22 protein-coding genes and 1 pseudogene are annotated in these 21,459 nt (G+C 65.7%); 5 read left to right on the top strand and 18 right to left on the bottom strand.

From position 1 onward, the window contains the following. Positions 1-904 (top strand): hypothetical protein (locus F6X62_RS11705; protein WP_153773579.1); only part of this gene is annotated, 904 nt, incomplete at its 5' end. Positions 905-959: 55 nt separating this feature from the next. On the opposite strand, the gene F6X62_RS11700 is transcribed toward F6X62_RS11705, so the two are convergent. From F6X62_RS11700 to F6X62_RS11685, 4 genes are read right to left on the bottom strand one after another with little or no spacing between them, the layout of a single operon-like run. After that, a complete protein-coding gene (locus F6X62_RS11700) occupies positions 960-2,300 on the bottom strand; it encodes an NAD(P)/FAD-dependent oxidoreductase (protein ID WP_256674029.1) in 1,341 nt (446 codons plus the stop codon). Then, complete coding sequence (locus F6X62_RS11695; protein WP_153773578.1) at positions 2,254-2,931, bottom strand: S8 family serine peptidase; 678 nt, start codon at positions 2,929-2,931, stop codon at positions 2,254-2,256. The genes F6X62_RS11700 and F6X62_RS11695 overlap by 47 nt, the downstream gene beginning before the upstream one ends. Then, positions 2,921-4,654 (bottom strand): ABC transporter ATP-binding protein, encoded by a 1,734-nt coding sequence (locus F6X62_RS11690; protein WP_153773577.1) that lies wholly within the window; start codon positions 4,652-4,654, stop codon positions 2,921-2,923. Before F6X62_RS11690 ends, F6X62_RS11695 begins: the two co-directional genes overlap by 11 nt. A gap of 3 nt (positions 4,655-4,657) precedes the next feature. Beyond that, positions 4,658-6,568 carry a sigma-54-dependent Fis family transcriptional regulator gene (locus tag F6X62_RS11685; RefSeq protein WP_153773576.1) on the bottom strand — a complete coding sequence of 637 codons (1,911 nt, stop codon included), beginning with the start codon at positions 6,566-6,568 and terminating at the stop codon, positions 4,658-4,660. A 284-nt stretch (positions 6,569-6,852) separates the two neighbouring features. On the opposite strand from F6X62_RS11685, the gene alkB reads away from it, so the two are divergent. Then, a complete protein-coding gene (gene alkB / locus F6X62_RS11680; RefSeq protein ID WP_153773575.1) occupies positions 6,853-7,497 on the top strand; it encodes a DNA oxidative demethylase AlkB in 645 nt (214 codons plus the stop codon). A gap of 43 nt (positions 7,498-7,540) precedes the next feature. Here alkB and F6X62_RS11675 read toward each other — a convergent pair whose 3' ends face one another. After that, positions 7,541-8,476 carry a peptidylprolyl isomerase gene (locus F6X62_RS11675; protein WP_153773574.1) on the bottom strand — a complete coding sequence of 312 codons (936 nt, stop codon included), beginning with the start codon at positions 8,474-8,476 and terminating at the stop codon, positions 7,541-7,543. Then, a complete protein-coding gene (locus F6X62_RS11670; RefSeq protein WP_153773573.1) occupies positions 8,473-8,943 on the bottom strand; it encodes a YbjN domain-containing protein in 471 nt (156 codons plus the stop codon). The genes F6X62_RS11675 and F6X62_RS11670 overlap by 4 nt, the downstream gene beginning before the upstream one ends. Positions 8,944-9,237: 294 nt before the next feature. Between F6X62_RS11670 and F6X62_RS11665 the strand changes: the two genes are divergently transcribed. Continuing rightward, positions 9,238-10,245 carry an aldo/keto reductase gene (locus tag F6X62_RS11665; protein WP_153773572.1) on the top strand — a complete coding sequence of 336 codons (1,008 nt, stop codon included), beginning with the start codon at positions 9,238-9,240 and terminating at the stop codon, positions 10,243-10,245. Positions 10,246-10,482: 237 nt separating this feature from the next. Continuing rightward, on the top strand, positions 10,483-11,589 hold the full coding sequence (locus F6X62_RS11660; protein ID WP_151924743.1) for an alkene reductase: 1,107 nt from the start codon (positions 10,483-10,485) through the stop codon (positions 11,587-11,589). A 78-nt stretch (positions 11,590-11,667) separates the two neighbouring features. Here F6X62_RS11660 and F6X62_RS11655 read toward each other — a convergent pair whose 3' ends face one another. The 3 genes and pseudogenes from F6X62_RS11655 to F6X62_RS11645 form a co-directional block, all read right to left on the bottom strand. Continuing rightward, a complete protein-coding gene (locus F6X62_RS11655) occupies positions 11,668-11,946 on the bottom strand; it encodes a DUF6555 family protein (RefSeq protein ID WP_153773571.1) in 279 nt (92 codons plus the stop codon). Between the two features lie 129 nt (positions 11,947-12,075). Then, positions 12,076-12,231, bottom strand: a pseudogene (locus F6X62_RS11650) (general stress protein); the annotation flags it as partial. A 230-nt stretch (positions 12,232-12,461) separates the two neighbouring features. Further along, positions 12,462-13,013, bottom strand: a complete 552-nt coding sequence (locus tag F6X62_RS11645) for an ATP-dependent Clp protease proteolytic subunit (RefSeq protein ID WP_054891324.1) — start codon at positions 13,011-13,013, stop codon at positions 12,462-12,464. Between the two features lie 250 nt (positions 13,014-13,263). Here F6X62_RS11645 and F6X62_RS11640 point away from each other — a divergent pair, with 250 nt between their 5' ends. Continuing rightward, positions 13,264-14,175, top strand: a complete 912-nt coding sequence (locus tag F6X62_RS11640) for a LysR substrate-binding domain-containing protein (RefSeq protein WP_054891430.1) — start codon at positions 13,264-13,266, stop codon at positions 14,173-14,175. A gap of 22 nt (positions 14,176-14,197) precedes the next feature. On the opposite strand, the gene madM is transcribed toward F6X62_RS11640, so the two are convergent. From madM to mdcA, 9 genes are read right to left on the bottom strand one after another with little or no spacing between them, the layout of a single operon-like run. Next, the gene (gene madM, locus F6X62_RS11635) at positions 14,198-14,962 is read right to left on the bottom strand and encodes a malonate transporter subunit MadM (RefSeq protein WP_151924746.1); all 765 of its coding nucleotides are present in this window, start codon (positions 14,960-14,962) and stop codon (positions 14,198-14,200) included. Position 14,963: 1 nt separating this feature from the next. Next, entirely contained in the window at positions 14,964-15,386 is a 423-nt protein-coding gene (gene madL, locus F6X62_RS11630; protein ID WP_063544829.1) for a malonate transporter subunit MadL, read from the bottom strand. Between the two features lie 60 nt (positions 15,387-15,446). Beyond that, positions 15,447-16,367 carry a malonate decarboxylase subunit epsilon gene (gene mdcH, locus F6X62_RS11625; RefSeq protein ID WP_153773570.1) on the bottom strand — a complete coding sequence of 307 codons (921 nt, stop codon included), beginning with the start codon at positions 16,365-16,367 and terminating at the stop codon, positions 15,447-15,449. Beyond that, the gene (locus F6X62_RS11620; RefSeq protein ID WP_153773569.1) at positions 16,364-16,978 is read right to left on the bottom strand and encodes a malonate decarboxylase holo-ACP synthase; all 615 of its coding nucleotides are present in this window, start codon (positions 16,976-16,978) and stop codon (positions 16,364-16,366) included. The genes mdcH and F6X62_RS11620 overlap by 4 nt, the downstream gene beginning before the upstream one ends. A 1-nt stretch (position 16,979) precedes the next feature. Then, the gene (gene mdcE, locus F6X62_RS11615; protein WP_063544826.1) at positions 16,980-17,771 is read right to left on the bottom strand and encodes a biotin-independent malonate decarboxylase subunit gamma; all 792 of its coding nucleotides are present in this window, start codon (positions 17,769-17,771) and stop codon (positions 16,980-16,982) included. After that, positions 17,771-18,616, bottom strand: coding sequence for a biotin-independent malonate decarboxylase subunit beta (locus F6X62_RS11610; RefSeq protein ID WP_054891318.1), 846 nt, complete (start codon positions 18,614-18,616; stop codon positions 17,771-17,773). Before F6X62_RS11610 ends, mdcE begins: the two co-directional genes overlap by 1 nt. Next, a complete protein-coding gene (locus tag F6X62_RS11605; protein ID WP_153773568.1) occupies positions 18,609-18,908 on the bottom strand; it encodes a malonate decarboxylase subunit delta in 300 nt (99 codons plus the stop codon). The genes F6X62_RS11610 and F6X62_RS11605 overlap by 8 nt, the downstream gene beginning before the upstream one ends. A 1-nt stretch (position 18,909) precedes the next feature. Continuing rightward, on the bottom strand, positions 18,910-19,758 hold the full coding sequence (locus F6X62_RS11600) for a triphosphoribosyl-dephospho-CoA synthase (RefSeq protein ID WP_256674028.1): 849 nt from the start codon (positions 19,756-19,758) through the stop codon (positions 18,910-18,912). Beyond that, entirely contained in the window at positions 19,755-21,416 is a 1,662-nt protein-coding gene (gene mdcA / locus F6X62_RS11595) for a malonate decarboxylase subunit alpha (RefSeq protein WP_153773566.1), read from the bottom strand. Before mdcA ends, F6X62_RS11600 begins: the two co-directional genes overlap by 4 nt. Positions 21,417-21,459: the final 43 nt, after the last annotated feature.

Genomic DNA, 21,459 nt, shown 5'->3' with positions numbered 1-21,459 from the left:
CGGCCGCCAGGTGGTCACTTTGGGGGACGGCTTCCTGATCCAGGGCGATCCCGTCAACCTTGGCAAGGTCGACCTGGGTGCCAATTTCAATCGCGGCGGCGCCTACTACCTGGCGGCGCGCAAGGCCTTCGACCGTACCGCCGTGCTGCGCCTGGGCGGCAGCCAGGGCTGGCGTGGCGACCTGATGTGGCTCAAGTCCGATAACCACTATCAAGCCGACAGTTCCATGGCTGTCGCCAACCTGGAGCACGTCGGCGAGGCAGGTACCGTTGGCCTGAGCTGGATTCACGGTCTGGATGTGGACCGTCGCTATGCCCAGATCATGGGCCTGGAGCACCGCGATGGCATGGACACCGTCAGTCTGCGCGGGCGCGGCAGCCTTGGCGTCCAGGACCTGGAAGTCGCGGGCGAATATGTCACCCAGGACCAACGAGGCACCCGTGAGAACGCCTGGTACCTGGAAGGCAGCTGGACCTTCTCGCAGCTGCCATGGACACCCAGCGCCACCTATCGCTACAGCCGCTTCTCCAAGGACTTCGACCCATTGTTCTACGGGCTCAGCCGGGGTTACGGGACCTGGTTCCAGGGTGAAGTCGCCGCCAACTATGCCGGCCCGTTCAACACCAACACCCAGGTCCATCATGTGGGCTTGAAGGCCAAGCCGCGCGACAACCTGACCCTTGGCGCGCTGTACTTCGATTTCGACACGCTGGACACCGACCAGGGCAATGTCGGCGGGCGGGAACTGGACCTGTATGTGGAATGGATGGTCAACGATCACCTGCTGGTCAGCCCGGTGCTGGGTTTCTACAAGCCTGAGCGCAATGCCGACAATGGCGGCATGCAGCTGGGTAGTCGGGATACCGGGACCTATCTGCAACTGGTGATCGGGACTTTCTTCTGAGCCTTCGCCAAGCGTCGTGCAGGCGCTTGGTTACTCGCAAAAGTATACGCGGCCCTCAGCGATAACCCTGCTCCAGCAACCAGCGCCGCACCATGGCTTGTGCCTGTTCAGGCTTGTCTGCCAGCGCCTCGACCAGACCCGAACCCGCCTGCAGGGCCCGTACAACCGGCGCCAGTTCGATGCCCTGCAGGTGCCATACCCCCAGCGGCTGGTCGGCCGTCACCACCACCTCGGCCTCGTCCACCCAGCCTTCGCGCAACACTGGCCTGCGTTCAACTCGAACCGCCTGCCAGTTTGCGGCCTGGTGCATGGCCTGGTCATCAGGCCATCTCTGGCGCGGTACCCAGAACCCCGCGTCGGCATGTCTTTGTTCCAGTCGGTAGAAATCCCGCCCTGTGCGGGCAAAACGCAGGAACAACTGCTCGACCCGCTGCTGGTGGAAGCTTTGCGCCAACGCCGCCCGCTCCGGTCGCCTCAACAAGGTGTTGATCACCACCGGCGCCTGCAAGGCCGACGACAGTGACTGGAAGATCCCGTTGCCCGACAAAGGATCGACGGCCATCGCCGCATCTCCCACCCGCAGCCAGTCCGCGCCGGCACACGCGCCGGCAAGAATCGCCGTGCTGCTGCGTGCGTGCACCTGAGCGGGCTCCAACGCCTGGGCATCGAACAACTGCGCAACCCCTGCCGACTGCCGCCGCCGGGTCGCGCAATACTCAGCCAGGGCGGCCTTGCCCGGCAGCGAGGCCGCGCTGGCATCGAGGGTGATCTGCCAGTAGCAACGCCCGTCTGCCAGGCGCGCCATCCATGCCCAGCCATCATCGAGGCTTTCCACTGCAGAAGCTGGCGGGCCGCCTGCTGTCGATTGCCAGAGGTTGAGCAGGCTGACGGTTTCCGGGCCGCGCAGGCGGCTGGCAGGCAGGGGCGCCTGGCGACCACGGGCTTCGACCAGAAAATCGCCGTGCAGCACCTGGCCGTCGTCGAGCTGCACCCGGTGTCGCCCGTCCTGCGTCAGCTCGCGGACACGACCGTGAATGACATCCACCCCGGCGCGCAGCAGATCCTCGCGCAACGCACGATCGAAGCGCGCACGATCGAGCACGAACTCCTGATTCATCTGCATCCGTTCGCCGTTCCATTGCACCTGACGCGCGGCAGCAACCGTCGCCACCCCCAACGCCAGGCCAAGCCCTGCGTGGCGCAGGCCGTCCAGCACCCGCTGCGATACCCCTTCGACGGCATCGAAACGGCGCCAGTCCGACACCAGCCTGACCGCATAGCCCATGCGCCGCAGGCCTATGGCGGTTGCGGCCCCGGCAGGGCCTGCACCAAGCACGAGGATCTGCGGGTCACGGCTCATCGACACTTCGACGCTCAGGCCCGACGAAAGCTGCATGCGCCTGCAGCCAGGCACGTAGCTGTGCAGGTTGCAGCTCGGGATGCTCGCGTAACAGTGCGCACATTCGCCCGGTCAAGGCCGCGCACGCCAGGCTGGCCCCTGCCTGGGCATTCCCCCCCACCGGCGCGCCGAAGTCGGCCTGCGCCGTGCCCAGCCATGACCACTGGCCTGCGCGGCAACGGGCGTCGCCCGTGATGCGCAGCACGTTCGGGTAGCTGGCCGGATACACCGCAGCGCCACGGGCCGGGCTGGCCGCGCACAACACGACGCCGGCAGCCTGGGCGGCGGCGCAGGCCTGGCGCAGCACAGCACGGTCCTGCTGCAGCCCCAGGCTCAGATTGACCAAAGTGGCGCCCTGGTCCACCAGCCACAGCAATGCTGCAGCCACCTGCAAGGCGCTGGTCCGTCCTTGGTCGCTGAACACCTGGGCTACCAGCACCGGTACATCACCGGCCCCCTCGCGCAGACACTCCAGGACCGCACGTCCGTGGCCAAGGGCATCAGGCTGCGCCTCGCCCTCCTGGAGCAATCCGTCTTGCAGCCAGAAGCGCCGCGCGGCCACCACTGTCGACATTTGCGACAACGTGCAGCCGCTATCGATCACCCCCAAACGCAGTTCAGTGGCCATGATCGACACGTACCTGCTGCAGAATCCGCAGTTGGCCGTCCTGCAGCTGCAGATGCAGGTCTGCATCGGCCAGGGTCGACGGCCTGTGGCTGATGAGAATGCGCGTGCGCCCGGCAAACAGCTGGTCGATGGCGGCAATCACCTCGCGCTCGGTCGCCTCGTCCACGGCCGAAGTCGCTTCGTCCAGTACCAGGATCGCCGGATCCTGTAGCAAGGCGCGGGCGATGGCGATACGTTGTTTCTGCCCGCCGGACAGCTGCTGGCCGCGCTCGCCGAGGGCGCCATCGAGCCCCATCGGCAGGCTGTGCACCAGGCCCTCCAGGCGGGTCAGGCGCACCACCTGCTCCAGTGCGCTGCGGCTGGCGTCAGGTGTGCTGTAGGCGAGGTTCTGAGCCAGGGTGCCACGAAACAGTACGATGTCCTGGCTGACCACCGCGATGCGACGGCGCAGTGCAGCCAGGTCGAGTTGGCGCAGGTCGACACCGTCGAGCAGGATACGCCCACGATCCGGGTCGTAAAAACGCTGCAGCAGGTCGATCAGGGTCGACTTGCCCACCCCTGACGCACCGCTGATGGCCACCTTCAGCCCACCCGCGACGGTGATATCGACCTGATCGAGCACTGCCCCTTGGCGGCCCTCATGAGCGAAGCCAACGCCTTCCAGGCGCAATTCACCCGGCCCGTCGGGCATCGGCCTGGGCACCTGCGGCTCGGTGACCGCCACCGGTTCGCGCTTGAGTTCCATGACCCGCCCCAGGCTCACCGCCATCCGCTGCACCGCGACATACAGGCCAAGCAAGCTCTGCACCGGCCCCACCGCCATGCCCAGGTAGGTCGAGAAGGCGATCAGCGCACCCAGTTGCCATGTGCCCTGGATTACCCACCAGCCGCCTACCAGAAAGGCACAGGCGCGACACCATGAAGTCAGGGTGCCGGGCACGGCCTGGGTGAAGAATTCGGTGATCTGTACCTTGAGCAGTTGCTTCATGTAGCCCTGCCCCAGCTGGTCCAGGCGCCCCGCTTCACGCCCCTGTTGCCCGGCGGCCTGGATGAACTTCATCGCGGGCAGCGTCTCGACCAGGAACGACGACACGTCTGCCGAACGCTCACGCAGGCTGCGCACTTCGCGTTCGACCTTGCGCCGCATCCAACGCAACCACAGCACTTCGATCGGTACGAGCAAGGCCAGCAACAACGACAGTCGCCACGACAACATCAGCATCAAGGCCACCGCGCCAAACAGGCCGATGACGCTGGAGACGGCCGCGAACAGCGAATCCACGGCAAAGCGCTGGATCTCGGCCACATCACCGTCCAGGCGCGAAAGGATATCGCCCGTACGGCGTCGCCCATAGAACGTCGGCGACAGTTGCTGCAAGTGTCGATAGAGGTCGTCGCGCAAGGCGAAGAGGATGCGCCCCGACAAGCGCGTATGCAGGTAGCGGTTGACCCCCGACAGCACGGTACCCAGCACCCCGGCACCGATCATCAACGCCGCCATGTGCCAGAGCGTCTGGTAATCGCGTGCCAGCAGGCCCTCGTCGATCAAGGTCTTGACCAGCCAGGGCTGGGCCAGGGCCAGCAGCGAAGCGACCAGCGACAACCCCAGCAACACGGCGATGGCCCGGCGCTGGGGCCGCACGAAACCGTACAGCCAGGCCAGGGCCTGGCGCATGAGCACGGGGTCGCCAGACTCGATCAGGCGCGAGAACACTCCGCCCATGGTCTATCCGCGCAACTGCTTGAGCTTGCGGTACAGCGTCGCGCGACTGATGCCCAGCGCCTCGGCGGCGGCCGATACATTGCCCTGGTGGCGCGCCAGGGCGCCACGGATCAACTCCAGTTCATTCTCGCGCAGGCTACCGGCCGCAGGCGTACCACTGGAAAGCTCGTCGAGCAGGCAATCGGTCAGGTGATCGAGTCCGAGTACCTGCTCACCCGCCTCGCGCATGGCCAGTGCCGTGCGCAATACCATCTCCAGTTGGCGGATATTGCCCGGCCAGTCAAAGCCTTCGAGCAGGCAGATCAAAGCCGGATCCAGGGTGACGCCGCGGGCGCCGAGCTTGTCCAGCACCCCTTCGATCAGGGTGCCGAGGTCATCACGCTCGCGCAGGGCCGGCAGGCGCAGGGACACGCCATTGACGCGGTAGTACAGGTCTTCGCGAAAATGCTGTTCGGCTACCAGCCGCTTGAGATCACGGTGCGTGGCGCAGATGATCGCCACGTCGATGTCCTGCTCCTCGCCGGCCCCCAGCGGCGCCACACGGCGCTCCTGCAGCACGCGCAGCAGCCGGGCCTGCAGGGCCAGTGGCATGTCGCCGATTTCGTCGAGAAACAAGGTACCGCCATGGGCCTGCATCAGCCGACCGACCATGCCGCCGCGGCGCGAGCCGGTAAACGCGCCGTCGCGGTAGCCGAACAGCTCGGACTCGATCAGCCCTTCGGGAATCGCTGCGCAGTTGACTGCAACGAACGGTTTGTCCGCGCGCGGGCTGGCTTGGTGCAGGGCACGCGCCACCACTTCCTTGCCTGTCCCGGTTTCCCCCAGCAGCAGCACCGGCAGCCCGTTGACCAGGCCCTGGCGAGCCATGCGCAAACCCCGCGCCAGACGGCTGTCGCCACCGCCCAGTGCATCGAGCGCCGACCACTTGACCGCCGCAACAGGCTTTGTCGCGACGGTCGCGCCCAGGTTGCCATGGCGCGGCAGTTGCAGCACCCGAACGAAGAATTCCCCTTTGGCGGTCTGCACACTGCTCATCCCGCCCTGCAACAGGCGGTTGAGAAAGGCCGGCGAACGCTCGCCGAGCAAGTCGCTGCAACGTCGGCCGATCAAGCCAGGGCGTGGTAGCCCGAGCAACTGGCAGGCATTTTCGTTGGCTGCCATCACCTCACCATCAAGGCTCAGGGCCAGTAGCCCATGCCAGGCACTGCCCAGGTACTGCGGGCGACTGTGGAATGCCAGCACCAACTGCTCGGGGTGGTACAGGCCGAACAGCCGACTCTCGATGTTGCCGGCGGCAAGCATCAGGGTCGAGAGGCTATCCTGGGGTTGGCTCATCACCCCTTCGCGGGTGATGTCGAGCACCCCAATCACTTCGCCGCGTGGATCGCGCAGGGGCACGGAGGTGCAGGAGAACGGGCTGAGGCGATCGAGGTAGTGTTCACCGCAGTTGATCAGGGTGGGCCGCCCTTCGACCACGGCGGTGCCGATGGCATTGGTGCCGCGCAGCGCCTCGCTCCAGCAACTGCCGGGGTGCAGGTCGCGCAGGCCATTGCGATTGAGCACGTGGGTCTGCCCTTCGATGGCCAGCACATTGGCCTGGGCATCGCCGAGAATGATGATTCCGCCCTTGCCCTGGCGCTCGACCAGGTAGTCGAGTTCGGGGGTGACGGCGTCAATCAGCGTGCGGTTGAGCTCGAGCAGGGTCTGCAGGTTCTGCCCGTGCTCGACGCCAAGGCCGACCTGTTCGCCTTGCAGGCAGTCCAGGCCATGGCCGTGGCTGCGCCGCCATGAGGCATCGATCTCTTCGCGCAGCATGCCGGAAGGCAGCTCGCCCTCGTTGGCCAGGTGCAGGCGGACCTGGCGGGATTGCTGCATCGGGTCGTGGGCGTCTGTTATGGGTGATTGTCGCGCCATCGTTTACTCCAGCTGTACCCCGGAACTCTGCGCAGTGTGCGTCAGCCTGACGCATACGTAAAGCGGGCTGCGGCTGTGGGTGGCGCAGGCTGTGCCGGTGTCTGCGGGCAAGCCCGCTCGCACGACGAAAGCGCCCGGCCACCGCGTCTTTTTCGATCCGCGGGTGCACAGGGTCGCTTGCTCGGACCGACCGAACCTGCGCTCAGGGCGCCCTCCGACCATTTGCCATGGGCTGGACGAACCAACAGCGATACAATCCAGACTTACCCACGCCAGTGCCCGCCATGATCCAGTCAGACCTCGACCTCTTCGGTTCTCAGCCGCAATCGCTGGCCAGCCAGGTCATGCTGTTGCCAGGCTTTGCCCTGCCCGAGGTCGAAGCCCTGCTCGATGCCCTGCGCCCAGTGTTGCGCGCGGCACCCTTTCGACACATGCAGACGCCCGGCGGGCTGCACATGGCCGTTGCGCTGAGCAATTGCGGCAGCCTGGGCTGGGTCAGCGACGCGCGTGGCTACCGCTACAGCCCGCTGGATCCGTTGAGCGGCAAACCCTGGCCGGCGCTGCCCGAGGTGCTGTCGACGCTGGCTGCGCGGGCCGCTTCCCAAGCCGGCTTCGACGGGTTCGTGCCGGATGCGTGCCTGGTCAACCACTACCTGCCCGGTACACGCCTGAGCCTCCACCAGGATCGCAACGAGCAGGATTTCAGCCAGCCTATCGTGTCGATCTCACTGGGGCTGCCCGCCGTCTTTCTGCTCGGCGGCATGCAACGCAGCGACCGGCCGCAGCATGTGCCGCTCAGTCATGGCGATGTCATGGTATGGGGTGGCGAGGATCGCCTGCGCTTTCATGGCGTGCTGCCGATCAAGCCGGGCAAGCATGAGCGGATGGGGGAACGACGGATCAACCTGACCCTGCGCAAGGCAGGTTGAGTGACCGTACCGAATGAGATTCGGCACGATCACTCAAGGAGCATCAGCGACTGGCCTCCAGCACCTGGTTCAATGCCGCCCCGTCGATACTCAAGGTCGCCGAATCGAACATGCCGTTGACGTAATTGCGCACCAGTTGCTCCTGGCGTTGTGCCCTGAGCAGTTGGGTCAGTTGCGGTGTCACCTCCTCCAGGGTTGCCGCCCGCGCCGGTTGCTGTTCGACCAACTTGATGATGTGCAGGCCCGCCGCCGTGCGCACCGGTTCACTCACTCCGTCGACCTTGAGCCGCGTCACCACCTCACGCACTTCAGGTAGCAACTGGTCGAGCGCCTGCAGCCCGCTGTCGCCGCCTTGGGCGGCAGTGCCGGTGTCCTGGGAGTGCTCGCGGGCGAGCGTGGCGAAATTGCCGTCGCGTGCTTGCTTGGCCAGGGCCTGGGCCTGCTTGACCACTGCCTCGTCGTCCTTGGGATTTTCAACCCGCAGGAAAATCTGGCTCAAGCGATAGCGTACCGGCAGGCGCAGTTCGTCCTTGGTGGCTTGGTACGCCTGCTCAAGCTCTGCCTGGCTCGGGTAATCGTCAGGCACTCGGGTGACCGAAGCGAGGTAGTCGCGCAATACGATCTGTTCGCTCACTGCACGGGTCTGCGCCTCGACATCTGGACGCTGTGGCCAGCCCTTGGCTTCGGCCTGGCGATACAGCGCCTTTTCTGCCAGGCGTGCGCGAATCCATGCCTCCAATGCCGGACGATCGCCACGCAGGTGCTCGCGGGTCGGCTCCGGTAACTGCGCCAGCAGCGTCTTCAGCTCGTCGCTGCCGACCTTCTGTTCGCCCAGGCTGGCCAACACCGGCCCTTTGACCTCGGTCGCCGCCGGGTGCGCTGCGGCGACCGGCTCCTCCCCCGGACGTAGAACAAGGGCGACAGCCACGACAATGACGGCCAGCGCACCCGCGCCGGCCCAGAAGGTACGGGAAGTCACGAAGCAGTCGCCGCGCCAGCCACCTGTTCGGTCTGGTCGGCGACATTGCGGCTGTAGTCGCGCAGGTAGACGATGAACTCCTGCAGCAGGCGATCCCACAGCACCAGGCTACCCAGCAGATGCGCATCGCTGACGCCATCGGCCACCACCACGTCCTTTTCCATCACCAGGAACTCGCCCTGCACCGACAGCCGGGCGAAACGACGGCTGGCGTTCCAGCGCTCGGCCAGCCCGGCCGGCAGCTCGCCCTGGATGCGCAACACGCAACTGAAGGTAAAGTCGAGGAACTCACTCTCCTGGTCCTTGGCTCGATTGCCGAACCGTACTGCGTAACCCACGCCCTGGCTGGCGCTGAGCAGCTGCACGACGGCATTCTGCTCGCTACGATTGACCCGGCAGCCGGCATCCTGCAGCAGCTTGGTCAGGGAATCGGCGCTCACGGTTTCGATCAGGGTGACTTCGGTCATGTGTAGCCTTCCTTGTGGTGATGAAACAGCTCGGATTCATTCACGCGCAGCAGGAAGACGGCTATAGCGGGGGCTGGCAAGACATCAGCGCTGGCGAATTCCCTGCCTCTGCGACCGTCCATCTGCAATCGCGCGTGTCGATATCAAGTAGTAGCACAAGGATTGCGCTCGGCCAGAAATTCTCTTTGCCCTGACACCGGCACAGCGTAGCGAACCCTATCCTCCGCCCTTTCAAAGCCCGGTGCTTGTGTGTAAAACGGTCCAATCATCTTCTTCGACGCAAGGACCTCCAGCATGCGCTACCGCCCTCTCGGCCGCTCCGGCCTGCAAGTCTCAGCCCTGACCCTGGGCAGCATGATGTTCGGCGAACAGACCGATACCGAGGCTTCGCTGCGCATCATCGACCGCGCCTGGGACCAGGGCATCAACTTCATCGACACCGCCGATGTCTACAACGCCGGGCGCTCCGAGGAGATCGTCGGCGAAGCGATGGCACGCCATCGCCAGGACTGGATCGTTGCCTCCAAGGCCGGCTACGGTCCGGCAGACGGCCTGCCCAACCGCAGCGGGCTCTCACGCAAGCACCTGTTCAATGCGCTGGAGGCAACACTGACGCGCATGGACACCGACTACCTGGACATCTACTACCTGCACCGCGAAGACCACAAGGTACCGCTGGAAGAGACCGTGCGAGCCATCGGTGATCTGCTGCAGCAAGGCAAGATTCGCTATTGGGGCGTGTCCAACTTCCGCGGCTGGCGCATCGCCGAGATCTGCAACCTGGCCGAACGCCTCGGGGTGCCCAAGCCTGTGGTGAGCCAGCCGCTGTACAACATCGTCAACCGCCAGGCCGAGCCCGAGCAACTGACCGCCGCGGCCTACCACGGGCTGGGCGTGGTGCCGTTCAGCCCCCTGGCCCGTGGCGTGCTCAGCGGCAAGTACGCGCCAGGCTCGACCCCTGACGCCGGCAGCCGCGCCGGGCGCCAGGACAAGCGGATCATGGAGGTGGAGTGGCGTCAGGAGTCGCTGGCCATCGCCCAGAAGATCCACGCCTACACCGACGCCAAGGGCGTAGGTATCGTCGAGTTCGCCATCGCCTGGGTGCTCAACAACCAACTGGTCAGTTCGGCCATCGTCGGGCCGCGTACCGAGGCGCAGTGGGAAACCTACGCCGGAGCGCTGGAGGTCAACATCACCGCCGAGGACGAAGCCTTCATCGACTCGCTGGTAACCCCTGGGCATGCCTCGACGCCGGGGTTCAACGACGTCGCACACTTTGTCAGCGGACGCTTGGCGCGCTGAAGTGCGCCGCCGTTCGTCCCGAACGAAATCGATGATCGCCCGTGACGCCGTCGACACTCGTCGGCGGCTCAGGTACTACAGATAGAGCCTCCCGGATAGGCGACTTCTGCTACTGGATACGCGGTAAACGCTCTATTGCAGGCCATTGGGGAGCGACAAGCGGGGATACCGGTCCCCCCTTTCCCCAATGGGACAGGTATGGTGCAGCCCATCGTATTACTGCACCCAGAGGCTTCAATGACACTCGAGCACCTGTTCCGCCCCGTTCAAGTCGGCCCCCTCACCCTGCCAAACCGCGTCTTCATGGCGCCCCTGACACGCCTGCGCAGCCTGGAACCGGGCGATGTACCCACGCCGCTGATGGCCGAGTACTACAGCCAGCGTGCCAGTGCCGGGTTGATCATCAGCGAAGCGACACAGATTTCCTTCCAGGCCAAAGGCTATTCGGGATCACCCGGTATCCACACCGACGAGCAGATCGCCGGTTGGCGCCTGGTCAACGAACGCATCCATGCAGCAGGTGGGCACAGCGCGGTACAGGTCTGGCACACCGGACGTATTTCCCACACCTCGCTACAGCCCGGCCAGGCCGCGCCGGTTGCGCCGTCGGCATTGCCCGCCGATGCCCGCACCTCGCTGCGCGACGCACAGGGCAATGTAATTCGCGTCGAAACCTCCGCGCCGCGGGCGTTGAGCGAAGCTGAAATCGCCGACATCGTCGCTGACTTCGGCCAGGCCGCCCACAATGCGCAGCACGCAGGCTTCGACCTGATCGAACTGCACGCCGCCCATGGCTACCTGCTGCACCAGTTCCTCTCGCCCAGCGCCAACGTGCGTGAAGACCGCTACGGTGGCAGCGTCGAGAATCGCGCACGGATCGTGCTGGAAGCGGTGGACGCCGCCATCGCCGCCTGGAGCGCCGACCGCGTGGCGATCCGCATCTTCCCGCTGGGGCCGTTCAATGGGGTCGACAACGGTGAGGATCAGGAAGCCGCAGCGCTGTACCTGATCGAAGAACTGGCCAAGCGCAACCTGGCTTATCTGCATCTCTCGGAGCCGGATTGGGCCGGTGGAAAGCCGCTGCGTGACGAATTCCGCGAGGCGATTCGCGCCGTGTATCCGGGGGTGATCGTAGCGGCTGGCGGCTACACCCCGGAAAAAGCCGAGGCGCTGATTGCGCGTGGGCTGATCGATGCGGTGGCCTTTGGGCGCAGCTATATCGCCAACCCGGACCTGGTGGAACGCCTGCAGCAGCAAGCGCCTTTGAACGAGCACCGCGCACAGTTCGATTACGCCAATGGCGCCGAAGGCTACACGGACTACCCCGCGTTGCGCCGGGCTTGATACCGGAGCTATGCAGGCGCGGACTTGACCGCGCCTGCAGGCGATAGCTCTGTGAAAGCAGGTTCAGCTGCGAAGCCGTTATCCCGCTGCGTGATCGGGTTTGCGTTCGCTTTGAGCAGGTGCAGGCTTGCTCCCAGACAACCGCCAGCTCACCCCGGTCACCCCATAACGCTCGGCCATGGGTCGACTCACCTTCTTGATCTTCTCTCGTCCGAACTTCGGAATGATCCCGACCCCTGCATCACAACTGGCCCAATGCCAAGCCTCGGCATTGTCCATTCGCTCCGATCGAATGATGAAGCTGCGCGCCTCGTCGTGCAGCGTGTATTCGATGATGTACAACTGTGGGGCTGGCATCACGGGCCTCCTCTTCTCCATGGATGACTACTGATTGATCAGGGTTTTCCGTGAAGATTCAAAAGATTATCGAACCCGCAGAAAAACCCTGCCAAAGGCTGCACCGTCTGCAGCTGAGCAGCCGCTTGATCATTGACTGCGACCACCGCCGTGGCTGTTCTGGCCACCCCGGCGCCCGGCTTCGGAAGCACGAGCTCGATCATTGGCGAAGTTGCCCCCCGAATTCTTGCCGCCCTTCTGGCCTGCACGGGAAGCCCGCTCGCGGTCGTTGGCAAAGTTGCCAGGGTTGGTTTCCTTGGTGCCACCACGTTGGCTTGGGCGATCCTGGTCGTGTGCCATGTCATTTCTCCTTTACGGTCTGTGGCGTAAGGCACGAATACGCGCCCCACAAGAGTTCCGAGCGGATGTGCGACGATCTGCTCCATCACATTGCAGGCGGACTGACCGGCGGCGCTAAAAGGCGGCGATAGCGAACGCTTGCGCACCAACCTCTAGGCCGCCCTCCAGCGCAGGCTTCAGGCATGCACGCTCCACTGCACCACATCGGCCGCGACCGGCAGTTCATCGATGGCATGGATCATTCCGCTGGCCAGGGCCTCACGTGGCCCGAGGATGCGTGGATAGGCCATCAGGTAGCGCACCACATCCAGGTCCTCGGCCGAGCCTTGCGTACGCTCGGCGACGATCTCGGCATACAGACGCAGGTCGTAGTCCAGGCTCATGGCGTACTCGGCCATGCGCGAGTGGTCCACCGAGCCGTGCAGGGTCCAGTGGAACGGGTGAAAGAGGAACTTGCTGTACTGGCAAGCCGTACGATGGCTGCCGGCAAGAAACAGGATATTGCCCATCGACTCGACGGTGCCGAGGTTATGGGTGTGCACCGGCACCGGCTGGCCAAGCAGGAAGTTGTACAGCGTGAAGCCATAGCTGCACTCGCCGCCCATGGTGGCGATGTTGATCTGCAACACCTCGGCGCCCTGCTGCACGGCACGTGAACAGGTACTGATCAGGTTGCCACAGGTCGAGGAATTGATCGGGCCGGTGAAGTGAATGATATGTCGGGCCATGCATACCTCCAGGGTCGTCCATCGAAGACGATGGTTCAGTCGGTCGGGCTGGCGATACCGGAGGCAGCGTGCAGCCGCTGCAGAAGGTCCGGCATTCGGTGGAATCGTCTGGCCCGGCAAAGTTCCCCCGCAACACCCAGCCCCGCGCCTGCCGGTGGACACCGACGGCGGCGCGCCCCTGTGCAAGGCTGCCTGGGCCGCGCCGTGCTGTGGCATCATCGACGCTCCGACCGCCCGCGAGCGCCTGTGCATGCTGATCGACGAAGAACTGACCCTGAAGAAGCTCGAGACCTTCCTCGCCTTCATGCGCAGCGGCAACCTGGGCCGTGCCGCCAGCGAACTGTCGACCAGCGCGGTCAGCGTGCACCGGGCGATCCACTCGCTGGAAAACGCCCTGCGCTGCCCGCTGTTCAAGCACGAAGGCCGCCAGCTGATCCCGCTGGAAAGCGCCTATGTGCTGGAGAAAAAGGCCCGACAACTGTTGCAGGACGCCGAGCAGATGGTGCGCCAGACCCGCGAGGCCGCAGGTTTCTATGCCGAACGCTTTCGCCTCGGGGCGCTGTACTCGCTCACGGTCAAGACCGTGCCCAAGCTGGTCATGGGCCTGAAGCTGCGCCGCAGCGAGCTGAACATCGACCTCACGCTCGGCTCGAACGTCGACTTGCTGCACCGTCTCAAGAACCATGAACTGGACGCCATCCTGGTCTCGCTCGACGACAGCATCAACGATCCGGCCTGCGAACACCTGGCGCTGTTTTCCGACGATATCTTCCTGGCCGTACCGACCGACTCGCCGTTCGCCGAGCAGGCCGAAGTCGACCTGGCGGACCTGGCCGACTCCACCTTCATCACCCTCACCCAGGGTTTCGCCACCCACCGTGACGGCGCGCGGGTGTTCGAGCAGGCCGGCTTCGAACCGAAAGTGGCGATGCAGGTCAACGATATCTTCACCCTGCTGAGCATGGTCAGTTCCGGGGTGGGCTATGCCCTGCTGCCGGGACGTATCGCCGCGGTGTACGAGAACCGCGTGCGCTTGATCGCGCTGCAACCGCGCTACCGGTTGCAGCAGCACATCGGTGCGGTGTTTCTCAAGGCCCGCGAGCGCGAGCCAAACCTGCTGGCGCTACTGGCTGAATGCCGGATGTACAGTCGCGAAGGGTGACAGCCCAGGCCGACTGTCCTCCTCATCCAACCAGGCCGCGTACACAGAAATACAGGATCGACGGCCCCATCAGGCACCCCAGCCCGGTATGGAAGGTGGCGGTCAGCGCACCATAAGGCACCAATCGCCGATCCGTTGCAGCCAGCCCGGCCGTCACACCGGAAACGGTCCCGGCCAGGCCGCCGAACACCATCGCCGAGCGCGGGTTGTCCAGGGCCAGCATACGTGCCGACACTGGCGTGAACACCATCACCAGGATCGCCTTGATCAGGCCTGTTGCAATCGACAAGGCCATCACATCGGAGCTTGCACCCAGCGCCGCCCCAGTCACCGGTCCGACGATATAGGTCACCGCGCCCGCGCCGATGGTGGTGATACTGACCGCATCGCGATAACCAAAGGCCCAGGCCACCGCCGCGCCGACGATGAACGGCAGCACAGTGCCCAGCAACAGCGCCACCGCGCCAATCATCCCGGCCTTGCGCGCTTCGGTGGCCTGCACTTCGAAGGCGGTGGCGACGATGGCGAAATCGCGCAGCATCGCTCCCCCCATCAGCCCGATCCCGGAAAACAGCGTCACGTCCGCCAGGCCTTTCTGGCCGCCGGTCAGGTTGCCGCCGATCCAGGCCAGCACCAGGCCGATGACGATGGCGATGGCCGAGCCGTGCACGCGGCCGAAGGTGAGGTATCTGGAGAGCATCACCGATACCCACATCACCGCACCGACGACGGCGAAAGCGGTGATCAGGTCATTGTGTTCCAGGGCTTTCTCAATGAGTGGCCACATATCAACGACCTCCCGCAGGTGCAGGCTGCACCGAGGCTGGCGGTGTCGCATCGAGCGCCGGCAGCGGCTCGCCGCGGTGACTGCGGCTGATCAGCGCAATGGTCGCGCCGCACACCAGCACCGCACCGACCGCGGCCACCACGGCCACAGGCCCGCCGTGCAGGGCAGTGACCACATTCTGCTGGGCCGCCATGGCCACCACCACCGGGATGTACATCGCGCCCCAGAAACCGACGCCGAACTCGCACTCTTTGCTCATGCCACCCTTGCGATGCATGTACAGCCGCGCACAGATCAGCAGGATCATGGCGATGCCGACCCCGCCCACATTGGATTTGACGCCCAACAGCACGCCCAGGAAGTCGCCGACGATAACGCCGGCCAGCGTGCACACCGCCAGCAGAGCCACACCATAGATGATCATTGTTGTTGTCCTCAGGTTGTATCGAAGTTGTTTGTTGTTGTCCTTCGAGCTACAGCGCGGTCATCGGTTGTCGGCCACCTCCTGACGCAACAGTGCATCGATGCTGTCGGCACGGGTGGACTCCACGCTCAGCACCTTTCCAGGCTCGAAGACTCGCCTGGCAAGACCCGTGAGTACGCTGCCCGGCGGCAATTCGAGGTGCAGGCGCACACCGCGCTCCCAGGCGCCACGCAGGGTCGCGCGCCAGTCGACAATGCGAGCCATGTTGCCGGCCAGGTCGTCGCGCAGGCGTGCCGGATCGAAAATCGGTCGTGCCGTGCTGCCGCTGAGGTAGGTGATGCGTGGGCGACGCAGTTCGACCTCGCAGAACGCTGCGGCCAGGGTAGCCGCAGGCGCCGCCAACAGAGGGCAATGCGACGGCACGCTGACCGCCAGGCGCCGGGCCACGCCCTGCCCCAGGCTGCGTGCGCGCGCGGCGACCGCTGTCATCGCTGCATCGCTGCCAGCGATGACGATCTGGTTGTCGCTGTTGAGGTTGGCGAGGTACACCTCACCCCCGACCGCTTCCAGCAAACGCTCGACACTGGGCAGGTCCAGGCCGCTCAAGGCCGTCATGCCGTAGCCTGTCGGATAAGCCTGCTGCATCAGCTCGCCGCGCAGCGATACCAGGCGTACGGCGTCCTCCAGTGCCAGCGCATCGGCGGTGACCGCCGCGGCATAGGCACCGATCGACAACCCGGCCACATACTCCGGCGCCGGGCTGCGTCGCATCAGCCAGCGCGCCCATGCCACGCCGGTCAACAGCAGGCACAGCTGCACGGCGCGGGTATGGCGCAACGCCTCGGTGCTGTCGAGGGTGAGCACCTGCTCGCCCAATGCCTCGCTGGCCGCCTCGAGCAGATCTGCGCTGCCCTCCGGCAGGCAGTGAAGCATCCCCACCTGCTGGGCGCCCTGGCCCGGGAACGCGAACAGGCTGCTCATGCCGCATCCTCCTGCAGTTGCCACGGATCACTCACCAGACGCACGCCAGCCGCCGACTTGAGCAGCACCCGACGCGCACCGCTGGCCCATTCGCGCAAGGCAACCGCGCCCTCGGGCGTTTCCAGTTGCGCATCGACGCGACAGGCCGCGCCTTCCAACTGTTTCAGCAGTCGAGCGGCCTGCTCACGAGGTATCGACACAGGGGCACGCAGCAGCAGATCAAGATCGCTGCCAGCGTGCAGCACCTCGATCCCCGTCGCGAGCTGGAAACCCGTGCTGCCGGTAGGTCCCCACAGCCACTCGCGGTCGTTCAACCAAGCGCTGACCTGCGATAACGCACGCAAGGCTGGCGACGACAACTCGCCCTCCCCGCGCAGCGCTTCGGGGCTGACCCAGCGCTCAATGTCCAGCAGGCGCATCTGCCAGGCAAAACGCTGCTCGCGCCCTCTCCCGCGTACCCCGACCGCCACCTGGTCCGGCGCCACCAGCGCCCGGCGCACTACCACCGGCTCGCCGGCCGCCAGCACCGAGTGCACCCAGGCAGGCGCATCGGCAGGCAGCATGGCCGGAGTCATGCCCCAGAGCAGGTCGTGTGGGCGCGGGGCGTACATCTCAGGCCTCCTGCCATTGGCTGCGCAGGCGCTGACGCACCTCGCGGGAGGCACTGCGATGCTCGCCGTTCAGGCGACTACGCAGGTCGGTGGTATCGCCAATGTCGCGCACGGCATCGATCAGGCAGGCACGGACCTGTACCAGATCCCGGGCGGTCGGCGCCTGCGCGTTATCCACGGCAAGACGCGTGTGCAGCAGCCCCAGTGAGGCGTAGCTTTTCAGGTCGTAGGCCATCGGTGGCACTTCGGCGGCCAAGGCTTCCAGGTCCTCGACACTGCGCAGGGTGATACGCGCCGCTGCCGCCTTGCCCATCGCATGCACCATGACGCCACTGTCATCCAGCGCGATCAGGCGCTGCGCCTGGTAGCCGTGGGCAAGAAACGCCCCGGACATCGCCTTGCCCACCAGCAGCCCGATCACCGGATGCCCGGCCAGGCGCGCCTGGGCATACGCTTCCACCGCACCGGCCAGGGCCTGGTGGATGCCCAGCGCTTCCTCACGCCGCCCGTAGGCCTGGCTGGGTACATCGATCAGCGCAACCAGCACGCGCTTCTCACTGTCGCGGTCGGCCTCCACCGCCTCGGCGACCGCCTTGGCCAGGCCCCAGCCTTCAAGCAGGCCAACCTCGCCGCTACGGGCGCGTACAAAGGGATTGCGCGCATCGGGCACCACGGCGATAAAGCGCGCCAGGCGATTGTCCAGCTCGCCATCGACCACCTGCACCGAGGCGGGGAAGCCTGGCAGCGACTCGCCGCTGGCAAGGCCCTGCAACCAGTTCTGGGCACGGTTCATCAGGCATCTCCTTGATACAGGGCACGCACGGCGGCGGCATCGAGTTGCGGGCAGTCATCACCCAGTTGCGCCAGGCGCTCGAGAAACCACTGATGGCGGCTGGCACGCTGCGCAGAAGGTGCGTCCAGCAACGCCAGCAGCTGGCTGCGAACAGCCTCGACGTCATCGGCGACGTAGCCGTCCGCCAAGCCGCTGGCGTGGCGCTGCTCGCCACCGGTAAGGCTCCAGATGAAAGGCCGGTCACGCGAGTCGTACTCACCGATCCCCGCTTCCTGCTCGATCACCTGTGGGCCATTGAGGCCCAGGCGTGCTTCGCGGGTTACCAGCAGATGGCTGCACAGCCCGGCGGCAATGGACATGCCGCCGAAGCAGCCGACTGAACCCGCGATCACGCCGATGACCGGTTGGTAGGCACGCAGTTCGACGATCGCGGCCTGGATCTCGGCAATCGCCGCCAGGCCCAGGTTGGCCTCCTGCAGACGCACGCCCCCGGTCTCCAGCAACAGCACGGCGCAGGTGGGGATGCCGTTACGGTTGTCTTCGGCGGCCAGTTCCAAGGCGCCGGCGATCTTCGCGCCCCCCACCTCGCCCATGCTGCCGCCCTGGAACCCGCCTTCGATGGCTGCGACCACGGCGGGACGGCCGTCGAGCGTGCCCTTGGCGATGACCACGCCGTCATCGGCCTGCGGCACGATGCCTTGGCGTGGCAGCCAGGGCGACATCAGGCGGTCGAAGGGGCCAAGCAACTCGCGGAAACTGCCCGCATCGAGCAAGGCCCTGGCACGCTGGCGGGCCCCCAGTTCGACGAAACTGCGGCTGTGCAACAGGCGTTCGTTATCAGTCATGGCCGATCTCCTCGAAGCCTTGTTCCAGGCGCAGGCGCACCACGCCGGGCGTAGCGCCGAAATCATGGATGTCGATCTTCAGCGCGGGCAAGTTGCGGCCGTCGAACAGGCGCTGGAACAACTGGCTCCAGCGTGCCTGGCTGCCGTTGACCGAGGTCACGACCTGGATATCGAGGCTGCCGGCCTGGCCGGGCTCGATCAGCACCTCCAGGTCGCCGGAGCTGACGCAGCCGACCAGGGCACGGCCATGGCCGGGTTGCGCAGCGGGGAATTGAAAGTTCAGGGTTTCCATGTCACAGGCTCCCGGCTTTGTCGAGGAACAGGCAGGCGGCCAGCAGATCGGCAGCACCGCCTGGAGAGGCATTGAGTTGCAGCAGGCGCGCATCCAGGGCGCGCAGTTGACGGCGACCCGCCAAGCTCGCGCTGCCGCCTGCATCGAGCACCGCACGGGCCCCTTGCTGCAGGGCATCCAGGCCTTGCTGACCGGCACGCCACAGCACGCAGGTGTCGCTCAGCGAAGCCATGATCGCCAGCAGCGCATCCAGGCGTGCATGGGTCTCGCTGGCGCCAGCGGCGCGGCTGCGCCAGAGTTGCGGCAGAGCGTGACCGGTGATCGCCGGAAAGCCTTGCTGGGCCTGCTCGCGCGCACCACCTGCGCCATAGCGGCGGCGCACCTGGATGCCGTGACTGTCCTGTGCGGGGGCGGCCGGATCATCGATCAGCGCAAGGCGCCCGGCACGTGCGGCAAGGGTATGCGGGTCGCTGCTCAGCGGGCTCAGCGCCCGCGCCGCAACCAGCAGCCCCAGCGCCCAGATAGCACCACGGTGGGTATTCACCCCGGCCGTGGTGGCGAGCATCGCCGCCTCGCCTTCGCGCCCAAGGCGTCCCAGCTCGGCGCGCAGCGGCGCAGCGATCTCGCCATGGCGTTGCGCAGCTTCGGCCATCTGTCGCAGGCACGGCCACAGCGACAGCGCCGAGGCGTGCATCAAGGCCAGGTTCATGTCGCCATGGGCGCCGCTGCCGCGCCGGTCCACCAGCCCTGGCTTGGGCGAGAGGTCGGCCTCATCGATCAGGGCTTCGACGGCCAGGTCCGCCAATTGGTCGGGCAAGGCCAGGGGCTGTAGGCAAAGTGCTTTAATCACCAGCTCCTGAAGCGTGCGGGCGGGTTGTACAGGCCACCGGACCACTCCACGAGGTCGGCGATGCTGCGTGCGGCGAGCAACTCACGGGTGGCGTCGGTACGGCGAATGCCCAGGTCTTCGGGCAAGGCCACCAACCCTTCGCGGCGCAGGCGCTCGGTATCCTTGGGGTCATGGCGCAGGCCAATGGCGGTAACCCCGGCCACCGCCGCGATCATCTGCTGACGTTCCTGCAGGCTGCGCGCCTTGTACAGGTAGGCGATGCCCTCTTCGGTGAGCAGGTGGGTGACGTCATCGCCGTAGATCATCACCGGCGCCAGCGGCATGCCGGCCTTCTTCGCCACCTCGACCGCATCCAGGGTTTCGACGAAGGTCGGTTTACCGCCCTCCTGGTAGGTCTCGACCATCTGCACCACCAGCTTGCGCCCGCGCTCGAGCAGGGTTTCGGGCACGGTCATGTCCAGCCAGGCCGGCGTCGCGTGGCGTCGCCCGCGTGGGTCGTGGCCCATGTTCGGTGCCCCGCCGAAACCGGCCAGGCGGCCACGGGTGACCGTCGAAGAATGCCCGTCGCCATCGACCTGCAAGGTGGCGCCGATGAAGAGGTCCACCGCGTACTGCCCTGCCAGCTGGCACATCAACCGGTTGGAGCGCATCGAACCGTCGCGCCCGGTGAAGAACACGTCCGGACGCTGGGCAATGTAGTCTTCCATGCCCAGCTCGGTGCCGAAGCAGTGCACGCTCTGTACCCAGCCGGTCTCGATGGCCGGGATCAGCGTCGGGTGAGGGTTGAGGGTCCAGTTGCGGCAGATCTTGCCCTTGAGCCCCAGCGACTCGCCATAGGTCGGCAGGATCAGCTCGATGGCGGCGGTATTGAAACCGATGCCGTGGTTGAGCGACTGCACCTGGTGTTTTTCATAGATGCCGCGGATCGCCATCATCGCCATCAGCACGTGCACCGGCTTGATATGACGCGGGTCGCGGGTGAACAACGGTTCGATGTAGAACGGCTGGTCGGCGACCACCACGAAGTCGATCCACGAGGCAGGAATATCCACCCTTGGCAGGTCGTCGACACGGTCAACCAACTGGTTGACCTGGGCGATGACGATGCCATCGCTGAATGCCGTGGGCTCGACCAGCGCCGGAGTGTCCTCGGTGCTCGGGCCGGTGTAGAGGTTGCCATCGCGGTCGGCAGTGAAGCCTGCGACCAGCGTGACGTTGGGGATCAGGTCCACCAGCAGGCGCGAGTAGAGCTCGATGTAGGTGTGGATGGCGCCGACTTCGAGCAGACCGTCTTCGAGCAACTGGCCGATGCGCTGGCTCTGAGGGCCGGCGAAGGAGAAGTCGAGCTTGCGGGCGATGCCGCGTTCGAACAGGTCCAGGTGCTCGGCGCGGCTGACGCTGGGCATGATCAGGTGGAGGTCGTGGAGACGGCCAGGGTCGGCCTTGGCCAGCGAGCGCGAAAGAAAGTCCGCCTGCTTCTGGTTGTTGCCTTCGAGCACCACACGATCACCCGGGGCGATCAGCAGTTCGAGGGCCTCGACGATCCGCTCGGTGGGCAGTACCACGCCATCGGCGAGGTGACTCACCCGCTCGAGACGGCGCTGCTTTTCGGCGCGCCTTCTCGACCATTGCGGCGGTGGATTCTTCGTTGTGGTCATTGGTGACTCCACGGGTTCGCTGTCGTGGGATCACCTTAGGCCT

The organism is Pseudomonas sp. MNR3A, assembly GCF_009650575.1.
Taxonomy (GTDB): domain Bacteria; phylum Pseudomonadota; class Gammaproteobacteria; order Pseudomonadales; family Pseudomonadaceae; genus Aquipseudomonas; species Aquipseudomonas machongensis.
The sequence above is the reverse complement of the archived record's forward strand: the minus strand, read 5'-3'. Positions and strand labels throughout refer to the sequence as shown.